Source organism: Flavobacterium sp. (genome assembly GCF_046073885.1).
GTDB lineage: Bacteria > Bacteroidota > Bacteroidia > Flavobacteriales > Flavobacteriaceae > Flavobacterium.
Window position 1 is genome coordinate 48,585 of the sequence record NZ_JBJTND010000014.1, and the last position, 19,316, is coordinate 67,900.

At 29.4% G+C, this 19,316-nt stretch carries 9 protein-coding genes and 1 pseudogene; 3 read left to right on the forward strand and 7 right to left on the reverse strand.

Annotated elements, in window-relative coordinates:
* Window positions 1-106: 106 nt before the first annotated feature.
* The 6 genes from ACKOWY_RS02260 to ACKOWY_RS02285 form a co-directional block, all read right to left on the reverse strand.
* The gene (locus ACKOWY_RS02260; RefSeq protein WP_408939818.1) at window positions 107-799 is read right to left on the reverse strand and encodes a hypothetical protein; all 693 of its coding nucleotides are present in this window, start codon (window positions 797-799) and stop codon (window positions 107-109) included.
* A 5-nt stretch (window positions 800-804) separates the two neighbouring features.
* Window positions 805-1,830 (reverse strand): ComEC/Rec2 family competence protein, encoded by a 1,026-nt coding sequence (locus ACKOWY_RS02265; protein ID WP_408939819.1) that lies wholly within the window; start codon window positions 1,828-1,830, stop codon window positions 805-807.
* A gap of 955 nt (window positions 1,831-2,785) precedes the next feature.
* Entirely contained in the window at window positions 2,786-3,190 is a 405-nt protein-coding gene (locus tag ACKOWY_RS02270; protein WP_408939820.1) for a hypothetical protein, read from the reverse strand.
* Between the two features lie 4 nt (window positions 3,191-3,194).
* A complete protein-coding gene (locus tag ACKOWY_RS02275; protein WP_408939821.1) occupies window positions 3,195-13,658 on the reverse strand; it encodes a SpvB/TcaC N-terminal domain-containing protein in 10,464 nt (3,487 codons plus the stop codon).
* 25 nt (window positions 13,659-13,683) lie between these two features.
* Entirely contained in the window at window positions 13,684-15,189 is a 1,506-nt protein-coding gene (locus ACKOWY_RS02280; RefSeq protein WP_408939822.1) for a T9SS type A sorting domain-containing protein, read from the reverse strand.
* A 337-nt stretch (window positions 15,190-15,526) separates the two neighbouring features.
* Window positions 15,527-16,444, reverse strand: a complete 918-nt coding sequence (locus ACKOWY_RS02285; RefSeq protein ID WP_408939823.1) for a hypothetical protein — start codon at window positions 16,442-16,444, stop codon at window positions 15,527-15,529.
* 118 nt (window positions 16,445-16,562) lie between these two features.
* On the opposite strand from ACKOWY_RS02285, the gene ACKOWY_RS02290 reads away from it, so the two are divergent.
* The 3 genes from ACKOWY_RS02290 (at window position 16,563) to ACKOWY_RS02300 (ending at window position 18,891) form a co-directional block, all read left to right on the forward strand.
* The gene (locus ACKOWY_RS02290) at window positions 16,563-16,868 is read left to right on the forward strand and encodes a hypothetical protein (protein ID WP_408939824.1); all 306 of its coding nucleotides are present in this window, start codon (window positions 16,563-16,565) and stop codon (window positions 16,866-16,868) included.
* Between the two features lie 605 nt (window positions 16,869-17,473).
* Window positions 17,474-18,235 carry a sensor histidine kinase gene (locus ACKOWY_RS02295; protein ID WP_408939825.1) on the forward strand — a complete coding sequence of 254 codons (762 nt, stop codon included), beginning with the start codon at window positions 17,474-17,476 and terminating at the stop codon, window positions 18,233-18,235.
* Window positions 18,232-18,891, forward strand: a complete 660-nt coding sequence (locus ACKOWY_RS02300; RefSeq protein ID WP_408939826.1) for a response regulator — start codon at window positions 18,232-18,234, stop codon at window positions 18,889-18,891. Before ACKOWY_RS02295 ends, ACKOWY_RS02300 begins: the two co-directional genes overlap by 4 nt.
* A 173-nt stretch (window positions 18,892-19,064) precedes the next feature.
* On the opposite strand, the pseudogene ACKOWY_RS02305 reads toward ACKOWY_RS02300, so the two are convergent.
* Window positions 19,065-19,316, reverse strand: a pseudogene (locus tag ACKOWY_RS02305) (hypothetical protein); the annotation flags it as partial.

The following is a 19,316-nucleotide window of genomic DNA, read 5'->3' on the forward strand; positions in this document are numbered from 1 at the left end:
ATTTAAAAAACTAATGTTTGATTAACCACAAAACTGTCTTTGGAAAACCCCGCCTTTTGGGTAGGTGCTGTTATGCGATGGCCTTTTTCTGTCGTCCGTTTCCATGTCAGATTGTTAAGAATTGTTCGTAAAGAATTTTTGCGTAATATTTTCCGTATCTGTTTATAATAACTTTGCTAAGTATAATTGGTAAAAAGTATATTGAGGTTAAAATAAAACCCAAATTTCTTGTTGCAATGTCACCAGTGCAATGCGAAGAAATAAGAATAATTAGTGAAATTACAAACGCTAAGAATGAACCACCAATTAGGTTTCTGAAAAAACCATATTCAATATTGTGTTGTAGTAGTAAAGAGTTGTCTCTTAGAACATTTCTAATCTGTGAAACGGTTGTCGCTATTAGTTTTCTTGCTCTTGGTTCGTCTGCCGATTCTTCAGTTGAAGAAAGTAAAGTAATGTCAAACTTGTTTTTTATTTTATCTTCAATTTTTTGCTTTATGCTTGTTTCTAGTTCATTATTTGATTTAAGCAATAAGTTTGTTGTTGGCATATTAATTTCGCCCTTGAAATAAAGTCTTTGAAATATCTCTTTAGATAGGAACCGATTTATTTGAACAAGCAAAAAGATTATTGCACCTGAAAAAATCACATCGGTGATTGTCGGAAGTGCGGTATAAATATTTTCGAGTTTATCATGATATAGTGAAGCAACAAATTTGTTGTAAAGAATTAAAGCTGGTATTGATGTCAATACTGTGGGAAATAACCTAGCTTTTAAATAATAAGTGTTTACAGCCATAACTTTTATGCGTTTAATTGTCCGAGTAAATATGCTTTATGAACGGAATTATAAGTAGGAGCAGTCCAATTACGTTTGGGATTTAATCTAAAGTCTTTTGCAAACTCAAAGTTCTTTACAAAAATTTCTATTTGGTCAACAGCAATATCTAGGATGACATAACCTGCCTGATTATTTGATATTCGTGTTTCAGGATATTTTGTGTATGCTAAATGCTCAGAACTTGCATTTCCAAATAGTGTTACCTTTGGTTTAAGGGTGTCTAAAAAATCATAATTTCTACTCGAATCTCTCCCATGATGTGGTGCAAACAGGATGTCAATATTGGAAACATCACTTTTATGATTTTTCAAAATGTAATCCCATGAATCATCATGAGTATCTCCTGCTAAGAGTATTTTCCATTTACCACCGTTCTTTTTTGGTGGAGTGAACAATATTGCATAGGAAGAATCATTGTAGTCTTTTGTTTCATTGCCAAGTTTAACAAGTTCCGCAGTAGGACATAAGATTGTAATATCGTCTTCGTTGAAATACAGATTATTCGTTTTTGAGAAATATGTAAGTCTTTTGGTACTTGTTATTTTTCCTGCTCTTAAGTTTTTATAAAATTTCCAGTCTTCTTTGTTGTAGCCAGCAAAGAACCCCGTCAAGTCTATGTATTTATCATTATCAGTATCCCATGTATTTGTGATTTCAAATTCATCAAACAAGTCTTTTATGCCGTCTATATGGTCCATGTCTGGATGAGAGATTATGAACCTAAAAATATCTTTGACCTTTAGTTTGTTTTTTAAATAGTCGATTGGATTATCAGGGTCTTTCTTTTGATGATAATTTTTCTTGTTTGATGGAACAAAAGTTCTGTTCCGCATTTCTTCTCTTTCTTTTGAGACTTTTACAGCTTTTTCTACTGCTGTATCTTCGTCATTGTAAGCGTTACTTACGTCCATAACTGTAACACGTCCAGAGTCATGTTGGATTATGTTACAATCTCCTTCTAATACGTTTAAAAAATGTATTGTCGCCATATTTCTTATTTGTCAGTTTTATGTTGTGATGTCGGTTTTAGGCTTTCGCATAACTTGCATATTCAAGCAATTATCAATAATATATATATTATTTAAATAATTGCAAACACTTACAAACGACTACAAATTATTAATTTACTTTGTAAAACTAAATTACTCTACTTTAAGTAGATTGCGTATTTTTACTCTAACTACAAAAAAACCACAACACTACTACTAAGTTCACAATGGGACTTTATTGAATCGTATTTATAAGTTAGCTTTTTTTATTAACTATCATTTTCTTTTGTTGATGCCCTAGTAGGTATGAAAAAATTAAAAGATGCGCTTTCAGGCGTACTAAATGATGTAAAATAGAAAAAGCCCCATAATTGGGACTTTTTTTTGAAAAATATTTTTTTTAGGTAGGAAATTAAGTGTTTCAAAGTGACACATTGGGTAGCGAACTCAGAAACATGGTGGCTATTTGTTTAAACCATCATAGGGATGAGGGGCAAATTAGCCAAATTGTGTACATGAGGGCGGTAATTTAAAATACCATTATCGTGGATTTTGATACTAAAAAAGCCCTAACAAGAGGTGCGGAGGGTGCCGCTGTTCATGTTGGGGCTATTTGAGACTTACTAGCGTTTACGGGTGAAAAAAAACAAAAAAACGAACTATATAGCCCGTCTTTTTATAGAAATTTAGATTTTTTAACCCGTTGGGTGTAATTATCAAAAATGTCAGTTTGAGTATTTTTTATATTGTAAAACTGAACAAAAAATCATCCGAAAACTATTTTTGATAATAATTTTAATTGTTCTTCATACGATTTTCTATCGAAAAACAGTCAAACTGACGAAAAATCATCATCAAAAACTAATTACACCCAACGGGTATTTTTTAATGATTTACAAGTGATTAACAATTCCAAAACCGATTATCACTAAATCTGGAACATTACAACATTATCTTATCGAGATTCCAAAATTTTATCACTTTTTAAATTTGTTTTTACATATAACCAAGCAGAAAAGCGCTGGTCAAAAACATTTGGTTTTTCAAATAAAAAAGTATTCCCTTTTAATTTGCCAATAATATTCCTGTTTTTTAAATGAAATTGAATATTTAAGCTGTCATTTTTTGAGTCTAATATTTTCCAAGAACCCGTAAGTCCTTTTCTTTCAATATCGAGGTATTCTAAATAAAAAACATTATCCTCTTTCAAAACAAGATAGCGAAAGTCACTGCCAGAAAACTCTGTAGAAACTTTATCTCCTTTGTATACACCAGCTACATCTCTTTCAGAAGGGTTTTTACAAGAAGAAAAAAAAGAAATTATTGTACAAAAGAATATAAATTTTGTTGCTGTTTTCATCTGTTTATTTATTATCTCTTACTTCTGTTAGTACATATCTCGTAGGTGCACCTTTTTTGGGGTTTTCATTTCGATTATAAGGAATGTTGCCATCCGCACCATCTGAAAAATAATATGAACCATCCTTCGATTGGTATAAACGAAACTTGTTTAAATTAGTATTAGTTCCAACGCTTGTACCTGTTTGCTCTTTATGACCTTCTCCAGCATAGTTGTCATAATACGAAAAATAAATACCTTGTTTATCTGTCCCCATTCCTACAATCGTAACATAATGGTCAGTTGAAATATTAGCATTACCTGGCTTGTCAGAATAATCCCTATCATACATAACACCAGCCATCACTGCTCTACCTTCTTTAAGGTTTTCCACAACAGTATTTATTCCTTTCTGAAAATTAAGATTAGAGGTATTACCTCCATTTTTTACGTACATATCAATTCTATCATTTGAACCTACAGCAGTATAATTGCCATTTGCACCTTGAACCACCTGTAATCTACTATAATCGGCACATTCTCCAGTTCTATAAGTAGTTTGATTATAAAATCCTCTATTCCAACTAAAATTCCAGTGGCTTTCTGGAATGCTTTTAGATAGATATGTTATCCATTTCTTGCCAGACAAAACGTTTGAAACATTAATCAAACCATTAAATGAAGGCCTAGGGTCCATCCCATCTGGGTCAATCAAATTGATTGGATTTCCAAAACAGTAATTGTAAGGACTCGCATTTGGATACTTCTCCGCTAGTGGGTCAACAGATAGCCATATACTGGTCTTTGGGTCATAGTATCTTGCACCGTAATAGTACAGCCCAGTTTCTTCATCCAGCTCTTTACCGTTAAATTTATAAGGTGAACTAAAATAATTTGGTCCTAATTGCTCTGCCATGGTTTCTCCAAAAGGTAAATTTAAGAAAAATTGGTATGCATTACCATTAAAATCTGTTAAAGCTGTAGAAGTTCCCAAATGATCGGGATGGTAATAGTAAAAAGGTATCGGTCTAGGAGGCTTGACTGAATTTCCATTTTCTTGAGCTATTGCATCTTCCTGATCGGCTAATGATATTGGTTTATACTCACTATAAACAATTGTACCAGTTTTTAGTTTGTTAGCATAATTTTGTAAATCGGTTTTTTGGTTATCTTGTAGTTTTTTGCACCAAATACAACCTAAATCAAATATACTAGCATCATCTTCACCCAAACGACTCACAATTCGTTGGCTTCCTGCATAATAATGCTTACTATAAACTCCATCTGCGGTTATTACCATAAATGCACTAGGATAGCTTGTATACCCGTTAATGGTAACCCATGAAGGTGAATTTACAATTGTTCCGTTTTGATAAATAGCCTCCATATTGGTATCTGCTTTTAGAATACGTTCTCCACTGGCATCATAAATATAGTGTTGCATCCCGTTATGCTCGTCTGTAACTACTCTTAATCGGTTAGATTCATCCCAATAGAACTCTTTATGTGATTCATTGTTTTCTCTAAGTGTAATATTTCCATTTAAATCATATTTAAAATGTTCAACATTACCTGTGTTGGTATCTGTGATTGCATCAACTTTGTGTGTATTATCAAGGTATTCATAGGTGTTTATATATGTATTTGGCATAAAATCATCTCCATTTTTTTGGTGATTTTGAGTCTTATTAATAATCCCATGGGTATCGTTATAGGCCATAAATAGTCTGTATGATGCAGTAGCATCATTACCATTTTCAATTTGCGAATTACTTCCATCAAAATTGCCATCAGCATAAGTTAATCGATTAATTTGGTCGTATTTAAAATGATTCTCATAGTGCCCTGCCATATTATTAGAAGTAACTCCAGCAGTATTAGTAATCGCTAATACATTACCAATTTTATCATAATTGTAATCATTAAAAAATAAATTATTGGCATCGGATGTTTTTACATTTAAATTATTCAACCTTCTTAAAGCAGGTGTATAACTATAGAAAGTCTCGGTATTATTGCCGTAAAGTTGGTATGTTTTTTGCTCATAATAATCATAATCAATACGTTTTATATAAGAGTAAGGAGCCTGGTTGTATTCACCTGTCATTTTAGTAAGGTTACCTCCTAAGTCGTAATCGAAATTAACTTTTTCTCCATCAGGATAAATCATGTCTTGTAATCGGTTCCAACTATCGTATTGAAAGAAAGTTTGAAAAATTCTTGTTGGAATATTTGGACCTACTACTATGCGTTTATTTGAAATCATTTCACCCATATTGCCATAATCAAACTCTTGAGTTCCCGTGGCATCTTGTTGAAAAATTATTCTGCCAGTTTGATTTCCTGTATCTCCAAATTTGTAAATTACATTGGCAATATTTGAATCACCCGAAGGGTAATTTGGATAATTAATCTGTATCAATCTGTTTATTTCATATTTATAGTCGATTCTTGTTCCCTGACTATGCAAGTTGGCAGTTTCTAATGAAAGAAGATTTACATTATCATAAGTATATGTCGTAGTTCCTTTATCGGGATTAGTAACTGTTAATTTTCTACCTAACATATCGTAGGTATAATCAGTAATAATATTTTGGGCATCTGTGTACGATTTTAATTGATTAATCGCGTCAAACTTGAATTTAGTCCAAATACTTCCGGTAGTTCCTCCCACATTTTTTGTTGAAATTACATTACCTGCTACATTTTTATAGGTCTCTGTAATAATGTGTTGGGTACCATTCTGGTCAACATCCGATTTTGTTTTAATAGCTATAGCTCCAGTAATGTCATTGGCTAATGAATATTCAATAGTGCTTATATTTCCATCAGGGTCTGTTGTTTTAACTGGTCGATCCAACTCATCAAAATCAGTTATAGCTTTAAATGGAGAATTATATTGGTTAAGCAAGAATTTTGTTGATTCGCTTTTAAGTTCCCACCAAGGATGAAATTGTTGTATTTTTCTACCTAATGCATCATAAAACTGAAAACCACTTACTGAAAACGCTTCTTTAAAATCGGGATCGTGTGGTGTATTATGAGTATCCAAATAAATATCTTTTTTAACCTGTATTGGTCTGTCTAGACCATCAATAAAAGTATAGGTTTGAATATCGTTTTCAGGATGTTGTTGGTCATAATGACTCGTTACTGCAACAGGTACAAAAGTAGATGTTGAAACACCACTATTGGAAGGCAAAGTAGAAAAATATGGGTAATATTCAAATTTAAGTGTGTATTCTTTACCAACTTCTATTTCTTTAGGTGCGGTTATAAAAGTGTTTCTTCCAAACACATCATATTTATATTTCATATGATTTCCTGCTTGATCTATACTTTCTGTAATTTTATCAAAATCTGAATTATAGAATGCTGAAGAACTGTAACCAAAAGCATTGGAGATTTGTGTTACATATTTATGATAAACGGAGTCATAAGTATAATCATAAAACATTGCATTTCCCGAGGAATATTCATAATTATTATTACCTGAGCTAATTTCAGGATATCTTATATGACTTAGGTTTCCATATTGGTCGTATTCCATTTGAGTTTCAGCCCAACTATTACTATTATTAACTAATACTTTAACAATACTACCATTGGCGGCATTCACCTCTGTTTTTCGCTCTCTTACAACTCCAGTTGCAGTATTTACTTTTATTGTTTTTGGAATATTAATCATATTAAGTGCATCTAAAGAGTCATGATAAGTAATAATTGAAGAATAATCATCGTCACTAGTGCTAATTTCTCCAATGTTATCATACTTTATTATCCTTCCTTTATTGTCATAATCAAAATCAACTTCTGAAGTGATTTGAGGACTAGAATTTAATTCATACAATTCATTTATTGTACTTTTCAATAACACTATTGCCGAACGTCTACCTTCAGTCCCCCCTACATCATAAGTTTCAGGCTCAACAGTTGATAAATTGATTTCGTTATTTGAACTATTTAATGTATGTATTTCATAATTATTTATAGTGCGTGAGAATTTTTGATTTTCATTATTTCCTTTAATAACGTAGGTATCTTTTAATAAACCATTTAAAAAGTAACTTTCATTATGATAATTTGCGACTGTTGTTCTATAAAGTTCTGGGTTTCCAAAAACAGAAATATAATCTTCTGTTTTGACGGTTTTATAACCATAAAATTCTCTTTCTCGTCGATCGTATTTTCCTCCTTCATAAACATAATGTTTTTTATATTCATCTTCTCCATCATTAATTTTATTATATCCATCATTAATAATAACATCACTCATTACCCATTTTGCATTGGGGTTATCAAAATCTACTTTTTGAACTTTGTAATCAATTGTAAAATTTCCTCCAATAGGATTATGAACCGTTTTTAACATATTGGTTCTTTTAATATTGGATTGATAAACTGTGAGATCCGTTCCATGACTTTGAACAAAATCAGGGAATCCATCTCCATTAAAATCTGAAAATTGTTTGTTTGCTTCCGAAACAGTTAAATTTGCACTTCCACTTACCGTCACACCATATTTCCACCACCAAATTGGAATAAAAATTACAAAAGGTGGGAAAAAAATCAAGATAAAAAAGCCCAAACTATGCCCTACATATGGGCTAAAGCTACCACTTAAACTACCTGAACTATTCGAGTTATTCGAGTTCAAGCTTATGGCATAGGTTAATGTTTCTTCATTATCCGAAAATTTATTTCCTAAGTTATAGCGGACTGTAGCTTGAGAACCACTAGAAGAAATCAAATCAGGTAGTCCATCTCCATTAATATCTTGTAATGATATTTTTGAGCTACCCCCTGAAGCCGAAAATCCAGCTGAAATATTATAAGGTAAACCTCCTCCTGTGATTCCATCTAAAGAAATACTAGCATTTATTCCTATTGAATCCGGTTTGGTTTTATTAGGAATTAAATACTGAAAAGGCATAGGATTGTTAACCCCTGAAAAGCCTTTCCCTTGATTTAAAATGCAATAAAAACCTTGATCAGTTTTAACAAGTCTATCAACCAAACCATCTCCATTAATATCAGAAAATGAAACATTTTCTTGTGTTTCCCCATATAAATTAACAGTCGCTCCTATTCCTAAAGCATAATCAGGTTTTCCTGTATCCGACTTTGTATCTTTGGAAGGTTCTCTACCCGAAATTGGAGCTGTACCTCTATGAGACATAGCAAAGTTTTCACTATAATTTTCATTTATCGCATCCAATCCATATCCCGAAATAGCTCCTTTATGTCCACCTGTCATGCTTGTTAACTGAATAGCGCTTGAGGTCATTATATCGGGATATCTATCTCCATTAACATCAATAAAATCGGAATCGGAATCACTATAATCTGATTTACTATAAGACAATGCAGTTGAACCATATCCCGCTTGAAAACTATGCGATTTACTTCTTTGTACTTTATCAATTCCACTCATTCCTGTAAATTGGTTAGGGACAAGAAGTGGCGAATCAAAATCAGTGTTATCGTTAAATGCCTGTCCAAATGCACTATTTTCAATATTTCCATCTTGCATGCTATTTCTTTTCGAAAATTGACTATCAAACAATCCCATCCATTTTTCGATTTCTTCTTGATTTTCAATGCTTCTATATGCATTCATGGGTACCAATGCTAGTGTTGGAAGTAAGGAAGCTGTGTTTGCATTAAGTGAAGATAAAATAGTATTTACTAAGTTTTCAACATTACCACTATTTATTGGCGAAGTTGGAGTAGGAATTTGAAGATTTGAAGATAATGTACTTTGATAACAATCATAAATTTGTTGGCTAGTCCAGCCAGGTTGATTACAAGCACTTACATTTTGGCCAAGGATAACATTTGGATCTTGAAGTAAACCTCCATATGGATTATCAACAATAGCATTATTAATTAGTTTGCTATAATTATCTTGAGGATTAGCACTATTATCGGCAGATTGATTATACATAAACTGTCCCCATGAACGGAACATACTTCCTAAATGGCGATGATTATTTACATTTGGGTCAACTGAAAATCGATAATAATGGTTTTCATCTGTTGTTGGATAAATGCCCAATTCTGTATCGTTTGCAATAAGTACATTTTTAACAACATCATTTGAAAACTTTTCAAATGTATTAAAGTTATTTGGAGCCAAAAACTCATCCACATAATATTCGCAACTTATTATAGGTGGATTTTGGGTATCAATGATTCCATGATGGAATAGGATTGGAGTAGTATCACTAATAGAAATAACTCCTGCATTTACAAAAACTTTTCTTTTTCCAATTGCCTTCCCATTTTTTTTAACTACAAACAAAAAAGAACCATTATCAGAATTTGTTAAGGTAGGACTAGTCGATAATACATCAATATTTGGTCTCACATAATAGCTGTGAGAAGAATTAAAAAGAGTTGAATCATAAATTGTATTAATACAATTATTTATAATATAATCGTGAAATCCATATTCTTGATATATTTGAAATTCTGGAACTACATATTTAGTAAACCCTGAAATATTTGAAGCAATTGCACTGTTATCAGGAGTATACGTTACAATTGGTTTCCATGGAATTGAATTCCAGTTTACATTAGAGTCAGAACTAACAATAAATTTATACACTATAGTTTGTCCTGGGGTTAATGAATTAATTTGCTCATTGTTATATGCCAACATTGAAGGTGAAATTGTAATTGGCACATTGGAGCTTGATACATATGTTTGATCTAATAGCGAAGTGGAGGTTGCGACATTGTTTTCGTAAACTACTTTAATAACTTTAAAATTAACATCGTCTGATAAATTAGACACATTGAAAGAATCCCATTGAATAGATACTGTTCCAGTACCTTGTACATCTAAACCTGCTACCGAGGAAAGTTTAAAATCATTTGCATAATTATAACTACTTCGATCATAACCATTTTGATCAGTTAATACTGGATTACTATTATTCATGCAATCTCCATTTAAATTAAGATATGTTATTGTTGGAGAGGTTACAAATTCATTATTTTGAGCACCTTCATTTTTATGAATTCTAAAATAAATTTTGGTTCCTTGAGCAACTGGTATATTGGATTCATCTGTTCCAAGCGGATATATAGTACTAAAAGAAGTTAAATTAATATTTTCAGATTGATAACTTTGATTGAATTCTTTTAAATAAATTCTTGCAGGAATATTAGTCCGTTTTGGGCTTGTAGTTTCTATACTATATATACATTTAGTGTTGCTATTAAAGGGAGGCATAAGTTGAACAAAATCGGATATAGTAACAACCCCAGCATAGGGTGCTTCCCAAACCCTAACTATATCAAATTTCATATCAAGTGAAGCAGTAGTGTCTGGGTGTGGATCTGGTTCTGTTAATGGATTTACAATCTTCGGCTCAGCTGTAATAACCATATTGGGAGTTTGCTCACTACCTGTAACAAATGTATTTCCATCTATAGCAGTTTCAAATCCTTTGTTAAAATATACTGTTTCATCATTTACAATATCAGGCAAACCATCTCCATTACCATCAGTCATATAAATTTTAGTGGTTTCTTTTGTTTTAGTTTGCCTAAAATTCAAATAGAATCCAAAAAATGAAAAATCAATTGTTGGAAAATTTAGTGTTTTGCCATCGCCTTTATTAAAGTTATTAATATTAAATATTTTTTTTGGTTCGGGTCCAAAGGTGTGAATGTTAGTTGTAATATCATATTTATGAGGATAATAATACAATTCATGACTTGGGTTTCTATACAAAATATCATCAAGACCATTACCATCCATATCCGACATTGTAATTTTTCCTGCATTATTTATATATGATTCACCTCCCTGAAGACCTAATATAACATTCCTAGAATCATTATTAGTTGTATAGAAAAATTCTCCACCAAAAAATCCCTTTAAATCCCATGAAAATTCTGTAGATTGACTTGAGTTTATCCTTGAAGCGTTAATCAAATTACCATAGCCCAAAGTAAAGTCGGAAGTAAATGAAGGTAAACTAACATCAAAAGGTGAATTGAATACGCCTTTTTGTTCTGTATAATCATCATAATAGTCAAAATTATGTTCATAAAAAAAAGGTCGTTCTTCAATATCAAGAGTATATTTTCCATATTCTGATACACTTTTTAATAGCGATTTTGAGAATTTTCCATATGCATAATTAAGTTGATACTCTCTTATTATTTTTTGAGGTTGCGATACATCTTTTATCCTTATTAATTTAAGTCGGTATGGGTCTACCATTTTAACTCCTGTGCGTGCATTAATATTAATGTCTTCTCGTAAGGCACTTGCAGGATTCACATCTTGTTCGTCAAGAAATTGTATTTCATATTTATAGTCAGCATTGTTATATCCATTATAAAGTATCTTCTTTATTTCAAAATGCACGGAATTCTCAAGATTTGTAGATAAAAAAGGAGCATAATTATATAGATTATTTTTATATTGATAGTAAATAGAATTTCCATAAACATCTTCAGTCATATATAATCCCCAATGAACAATATTTCCATTAACATCTTTAATTACAGCATTCAAATCAACTTCATTTTTACCTCCATACCAATTAATAGTTCCATCAGTATTTGTAACTTTCCAATGATAATTACCTGGAGCATCTCCTAATCGCTGAATTTTAGAAAAACTACCTTGTTTTCTTGGAGTAAATTGTAAGTTAGAACTCCTACTTATCGGCTGAGTATTATATGCACCTGATTGTGTGCCTGCCACAGTTACATCATAATGTCTATTAGGCATCCAATCAGTACCACCAACTTTAGGATACATCATTTGCTCTCCATTTAGTAAATAAATTTCAGACTCTTTTTGGCTGTCAAAAGTTGGAACTCCCCATTTTGTGTCAATACTAACGGACGGAGTATTAGTATTCCATCCTAAACCTAACCAACCGTTTCCTCCTTCATTGCTATACTGCAAAGATATTTGTGGTTGCATACCATGCCTTCCAGCAGGAATTTTAATTGGATAACTTACATTAGCATCTCCTTTTTGAGAAGCGTCTGGAGCTCCAATAATTGTCATCTCGGCTGATGGATTAACAGCTTTAATGTCATTCATCATTGTTGGAGTAAATCCTGAAGTTTCTGGACTTTCTGGTGTTTGAATTATCCCATTTATATAATCACCAGATTTATTAATTAAAGATAGAATTGATTTGTCAACTGAATTAATTGAATCTCTTTTAATTACTGTCCATGCCTTAGATTCAGTATTAAAATAGAATGTTTTTATTTCATTTACATTATGCCCTTTTGGAATTAATTTTTCATCATAGTCAATAGAAATTGAAACAGAATTATTTAATTTTAAATTATTATGTTCTAATCGATATGCATAACCTCCTTTTGTAACATTTACTAATCCAGAAGTCATTGGAGCAAAATCAATATTACGTATTTTAGTAAAATTGATTTCTATATTTTCCAATAAGGAATTTTCATTTATTTTTAAAGAGGCACCATCTGCTTTGATGTCTGATTTAACACCAGCTTTTACAAAAGTCAAAACTGGTTTAAAAACTTGCTCAATATTATATATTTTGTCGCCATCAATTAAATTATCTAATGAAATAAATTCTTGACCTAAAAGTCCTGATGAATCAAATGCTTTTACAACAACAAATTTTCGGTTTTTTAAATCATCATTAAGTTTCAAAAAACCTTCAAACTCACCATCAACAACATTTAATTGAGTTTCTTCTGCATAAACTATTACTTCTTTGTCAAAATTTCTAAGAAATCCTTTAATATATATTTGATTATCTTTAACATAGTTTATTTGAGAATTACATAATACCAAAGTTGAGTTTATATTTGTTTTATCCAAATCAAATTCCAATTTTACATTTTTAACTTGATATTGGTAATCTGCCCCTTTAGGGATATTAAATAAAATTTTATTTTCTCCTATATGCAACCAATTCAAATTGATTTCTTCCTTTTGTGAAGTCCAACCCATTTGATTTTTAACTAAATAGCCCCCGATAGAGGAACGGTTATTTATGCTTTTTGAAACTGCATTACAATCCTGAACTCCATATAATTCATAGGACAAATAGATTTTATAATCTTTAGTTGGAAGACTTTTAATGCTAAATTTAAATAAATTATCTTTTGCATCATCAAAGGGATTTGTGTTTGAAACACCAATAATACCTTGAGCAATATCAGCATCAATATGAAAACTTTCATTACTGTTTTCTGAAGGATTCTTAACAGGATTTTCGAAATTATTTTGAATCCAATTATTATTTAAAACTTGTTTTTGAATAATATTAGTAGCTTCATCTAACCTAGCTAAATTGGACGATCTATAATTATTAAAATCTATTTTATGTGTACCATAAACATCTTGTATCATTGACTGACAAGGAGCAGCAAAAGTAAAAAACAACATTGCACTTAATGTAATTTTATGAATTACATTAATAATATTTTTATTGATTCCTAAAATTTTATTTCTATTTTCCATTAAAAAAAATTATTTTTTTATTAAATTATTTTACAATTAACTTACTCGTTTGCGTAACATCATTTATGTTAACCATAATTAAATAGGTACCCGTTACAGAAATGCTTTCTGTAAATAAATATTTATCTATTATTCCTAAATCTGCTTTTTTTATTATTTTACCATTTACATCCGTTATTTGTATAATAACATTAGAAGGTTCTTTTAAATTAAATTGGATATTAAATTTTTCATTACTATTAACTGGATTGGGAAACACTTCGTACCCACTATTAAGTATTTTTGGTTTTAATACAGACCTTGATGAAATACTTGTTGAATTTGAGTCACTATTGCTTGGAGCTTCATGTGCTTTAACAATGGTAAAATAACTATCGGAATTTGGTAAAAAGTTAACAGTATTAAATACTATTTCATTTTCATTATTTACAGTGGCCTTTATGTATCTAGCACTATAATAATTAAACTCTGAGGAATTTGAATCATCAATTGCCAACCACATAAAATCTGAATCTTGACTATTATAATTAGATTCAACTGACATCAATGCTTTATCAATTTTAATTTGCATATTATAAGTTGAACTATTTTCAGAATAGGTTTTTACCTTCCAAATTCTTTTTATTCTTTTTTGAAAAATGTCATCACTTGGCTCTAATAGAGTTGTTTTATTATTATCCGCCCACATTATGTAATCCTTATTATCTAACGTTGCTGAATTTTTACTATTAGATTTAGCAATAGTTTCACATCCAATTATAAAACCTTTTTCTAAAGTATTTTTAGTTTGTTTTTGATTAAGCCCGGTTAATTCATCTTTGCCAATTCCAGAAATTCTTTTATTGAATTCAACATTTTCGGATACATCCCAAATTATTTCACCTATTGAATTATAATAGCTATGTCCATCATCTAATGATACTCCATACTTGATAGACAGATAACTCTCAACTATATTTTTTTCATTTCCATTTAATAACCTTGGAAAATAAACAAGCTCAAACAATTGGTTTTTATTTTCAGTGTCGTTGTATAATAAATCATCAAATTCTAACAACCCATTTTTCTTGCCAAATAATGAATTTTTCATATACAAATAGCTAACTAATGTTCCTGTTTTTGGATTACCTACATTTAATAAAACTTCATTATCACAAGTCATTTTTTTGTTACTTAACTTAGCTTTAAAAACTCCTCTTTTGATTGTTAATAAATCATTCTCAGAATCTTCTGTACTTTTAAATACTATAAACAAGGTTGAATTTTTCTTAATAATATTTTTTTTAATTTGTGGAATACTGTCTTTTGAAAAATCTACTACTAGATTATAATTCAATTGTTTTTTTATTAAGACTTCAGAATTAGAATTAAGAGTATCTAAACAATTTGAAGATATTGCCCTATTTCCTTTAATTCGAAAACAATCATTAAAAAAATTACCTTGTTGAAGTTCTTGTTGTGAAAACAAAAAATTATTAAAGCCTAACAAAATGATGGCTGAAAAAATCAATTTAGAGTAGTGAAATTTCATATTTTAATAAATTTAAGGGTAAAACAGGTAATTGATTTTGGATAAAGTAAAGTTCAAAATTGTTTATAGGAATAAAATAAATTTGAGATTATTTAAGCTGTAACTAAATTTTAAATTGGACACAGCTAATAAGTAATTTCCATAAACTATTTAGAAATTATATTCTTAATAATTATCTAGGAATTTTATTATTAGTTCGTAAAAGTAAAAGGCTATATTTTAATTACATTGCGTAATTTTACGCAATAACAAAAAAGGGCATACATTTCAAAACATAAAATAAATTTGATTTTTTGGAAGAAATTTATCTTAAAGTAATTAGATATTGCAGTTTGTTCTACACCAATGTTTTAATAAACTTATTAAATTGCTTAATTTCTAATGCACCCATTGCTAGTTGACCAGCTGTTATCATCGATTTAATATTTAGACTTGTAAAATCGATATAAGAATTTGTGTGCAATGGATTAAAAGTGTCAAAATCTTTTGTGGGTACATCAATCCTGAAATAATTTACTTTTTCATTGTTAGTAATAAATTCTTCCATATATTGGGTAGCACAATCTATAACAATCTTTTTTATTTTATTATTAGATGAATAAATAGTATTACTTCCTGCTCCAATCGACAAAACATTGACTACATCATAATCATCAAAAATCATTTTTAAAAGGGGCTCATTTAAACAAAATTTTGGATTAGCAGCTAAATTTTCACCACTTGAATATTTAATATCATTTATTAGAACTTCTTTAAAAAAAGGATATGTTGCAAGTGAAACTTTTACTATTTCCTCTATACTTAAATCACTTTTATTTGAATTAATAATTTCTAAATTACCATTGGTTAAATTAAAAAGTGGTACGATATTATTCTTGGTTTTTTTTACTTTTTTTTGGTTATTGAATAAATATTCAGCTTGTTTTATTAAAGCATTATTATTACAATATGTTGTTCTAAAAGGTAGATAAGAAATATGTTTTCTTTTGTATATAGTTTTTGCTGATTTTACATATTTTTTTAAAACACTTTTTGAATCCCTGTATTTTCCACTAGAATTTGGAATTTGATACAAATAACTCAACAATGTACCCGATCCTACAGATATAAAAGTATCAAATACATCTGCAATTCTTAATTCTGGAATATTTTGAACTTCTTGCACTTGTTCTTCTACTTTTTGCAAAATGTAGGCCGAAATTATATTTCTCACACCACCCGAATCAATGGATAAAATATTTAATTTTGTTTTCATATCCTATAAAAAAAGCAAAGCTATTTGAGATAAAAAAAAATGAAATGCGTAATTTTACGCAATACTAAAAATTTCCAAACAAGTATTTTTACGCTAATAATTTTAAAAACTTTTTATTATGGAATTCAACAAAGACACAGGTGAACAAATTACATTAGCACAAGCACAAGTAATGATAAATGAGTATAGAAAACGTTACCCAGGTGCAACTAAAGGTTATTTTGCTGGAGCAAATCATTTTGAAACAATTTTAAATCAAGAAGATTGTATAGGTTTAAGAATCTACAACGGCTACGATAAAGACACCGACAGTACTAATTTGGTAATAGTAGGCGTAAATAGTAACAATGAAGATATAACAAGTGGATATATTTTAGATAAAACTGCTCCATGTCCTCCCTATTGCGGAATTTCTGATTTATAAATGATCTATTTTTTAATAATTCTTGTAAATTTATTTTCAATTTTACTTTTTTTATTTTACTTAAAATATAAAAAGAATAACTCTCTATTACTATTAGTATTCTTGTTTACTTTTGGTGCTTTATATGAATTAATATTTACAATTTATTTAAAAAATAATTCCGAAATCTGGTTCAAAACATATTCATATTTTGAATTTATTACTCTTTTATTTTTTTTCAAAAAACTGATCGGGATTTCTCGATCAGTTTTTTATTTAATTTCATCTTCCTATACTATCATTTACGTTATTTTAGCTATATTATATTTAAAAAACCTTAATATCAATATATTCGAGTTATTTATTCCTATTTCGAATTGTTTATTAGTTTATACAAGTTCTACAAAATGGACAATACAACAATTTGAAAAATTAGAAACCAGTAGTTTATTTCACTTCCCTGTTTTTTATATCTTATCAGGTATGATTTTATATTATTCAGGTACATTTTTCATTTTTGGTCTAGAAACAATTTTCAGAAGTACTAAAAGTGCTATTTTATTATATTTTTGGTATATAAATTTATTTTTATTTTTTCTATATCGATTATCATTTTACATTGCTATATGGAAAGCGAAGAAAGTTTAAATACAGTTATCATAATTGCCAGTTTAGTCATCTTATTATTTGGAATATTTCAAATAGGAATTGCATTTTTTTATCATAAATACTATATAAATTCAAAACGGCTAGATGCAGAAAAAAGTTTTAGAGAAAAACTCGATTTAGAAAGAAATGAACGTGCTCGAATTGCTAATGATTTACATGATGGATTACAAAACGATTTTGTTGCGATAAAAAACTACGTTAATCTGTTAGCATGTGATGAACAAAATATGAAAAAAATGGGCTATTTTAACAAACTGGAACAGTCAATTGATTTAGCAAATAAAAACATTAAAAATATAAGTTATTCACTTATGCCATCCAAATTTAAGTCAATTGGCCTAGTCAATATAGTAAGTGAACGATTAAATGAATTATCAAATGGGAGTAATACCTATTTTGAGTTAGATTATGATAATGAAGAAATATCTATTGATGAAAATACCGCATATCAGCTTTATAGAATTATCCAAGAAATAACTAATAATTTAATAAAACATAGCAAGGCAAAACATTGCAAAGTTTCAATTCTTGAAAATAAAAAGAAAATAAAATTAATTTTTGAAGATGATGGAGAAAATTTTAATTATAAACTTGCTTTAAACAATTCATCAGGAAAAGGACTTTTAAGTATTAAAGAACGTTTAAAAACATTAAATGCTACTTTAGTGCAAAATGAAATGGAAAATGTAAATATTCTTAAAATTACAATTAAGTTATGACAAAAATCGCAATTGTTGACGACCATCACCTAGTTAGAGATGGATTAATTGAAACATTCAACAAAATTGAAAATGTACAAATTGTTTTTGACACTGATGATGGTATTATACTATTAGAATACCTAAAAAATAATCCAAACATAGATTTAATCGTTTTAGATTTACAAATGAATAAAATGGGAGGTATAGAAATCTGTAAAGAAATTAAAACTTACTACCCAAATATAAAAATATTAGTACTAACCCAACTGGTTAATGAATTATCTATTTCATCATTAATTAAAGCAGGAGCAAATGGTTATTGTAGCAAATTGATTAACCCTAAAGATATAGAAATTGCTATAAAAAAGATTATGAATAATGAAATGTATTTTGATTCAACAATTAAAGCAATTTTGCCAGAATTGTCCGAGTATAAATCTACATTTAAAATAAGCACATTTAATTATTATAACCTTAGTGATAGAGAAATTGAAATAATAAGACTAATTTCTCAACAAAAAGACAATGACTATATATCTAAAAAATTAGGCATAAGTACTAGGACTGTTGAAAATCATAGAAGACGAATTATTCAAAAAACAAATCAAAAAAACATAACAGATGTAGTAACATTAACTATAAAAAATCAAATAATTAAGATAGAGGAATTATGAGTAATTAATTGCACTTACATTTAAATAAAAGATAATTTAATATAACCTAATTGTATTATGTTTACAATAAAACGAAACTATCTGTTTTTACTTAAAAGTTCCAAATCAGACCTAAAATAGCTCGAGACAACTCCTCTCTGCTCCACGAGTTAAACCAATAGCCTCTAAAATTTTTAGAGGCTATTTTTTTTATTTAAAAGTTCCAAATCCGACATGAAATAGTTCGAGAGGACTCCTCTCTGCTCCACTAGAGTGGACAACTCGATTTTTTTCGATAATTGTCCACTTTTTTTATTTTGTAAACCATTGTCTATCTGTAATATAAGTCTCAAAACGTCATTAATTCTAGTAGTTCGACATTTTTTTCCGTCAAATTCAAATTTTTCAGGAAATATCGAACTAATTAATTGTTGTTTATCTCTAAT

Excerpts from the sequence above, each read along its gene's own strand:
- ACKOWY_RS02295 (WP_408939825.1), top strand. The coding sequence starts at position 17,474 with ATGGAAAGCGAAGAAAGTTTAAATACAGTTATCATAATTGCCAGTTTA.
- ACKOWY_RS02300 (WP_408939826.1), top strand. The coding sequence starts at position 18,232 with ATGACAAAAATCGCAATTGTTGACGACCATCACCTAGTTAGAGATGGA.
- ACKOWY_RS02285 (WP_408939823.1), bottom strand. The coding sequence starts at position 16,444 with ATGAAAACAAAATTAAATATTTTATCCATTGATTCGGGTGGTGTGAGA.
- ACKOWY_RS02265 (WP_408939819.1), bottom strand. The coding sequence starts at position 1,830 with ATGGCGACAATACATTTTTTAAACGTATTAGAAGGAGATTGTAACATA.
- ACKOWY_RS02290 (WP_408939824.1), top strand. The coding sequence starts at position 16,563 with ATGGAATTCAACAAAGACACAGGTGAACAAATTACATTAGCACAAGCA.
- ACKOWY_RS02260 (WP_408939818.1), bottom strand. The coding sequence starts at position 799 with ATGGCTGTAAACACTTATTATTTAAAAGCTAGGTTATTTCCCACAGTA.
- ACKOWY_RS02275 (WP_408939821.1), bottom strand. The coding sequence starts at position 13,658 with ATGGAAAATAGAAATAAAATTTTAGGAATCAATAAAAATATTATTAAT.
- ACKOWY_RS02270 (WP_408939820.1), bottom strand. The coding sequence starts at position 3,190 with ATGAAAACAGCAACAAAATTTATATTCTTTTGTACAATAATTTCTTTT.
- ACKOWY_RS02280 (WP_408939822.1), bottom strand. The coding sequence starts at position 15,189 with ATGAAATTTCACTACTCTAAATTGATTTTTTCAGCCATCATTTTGTTA.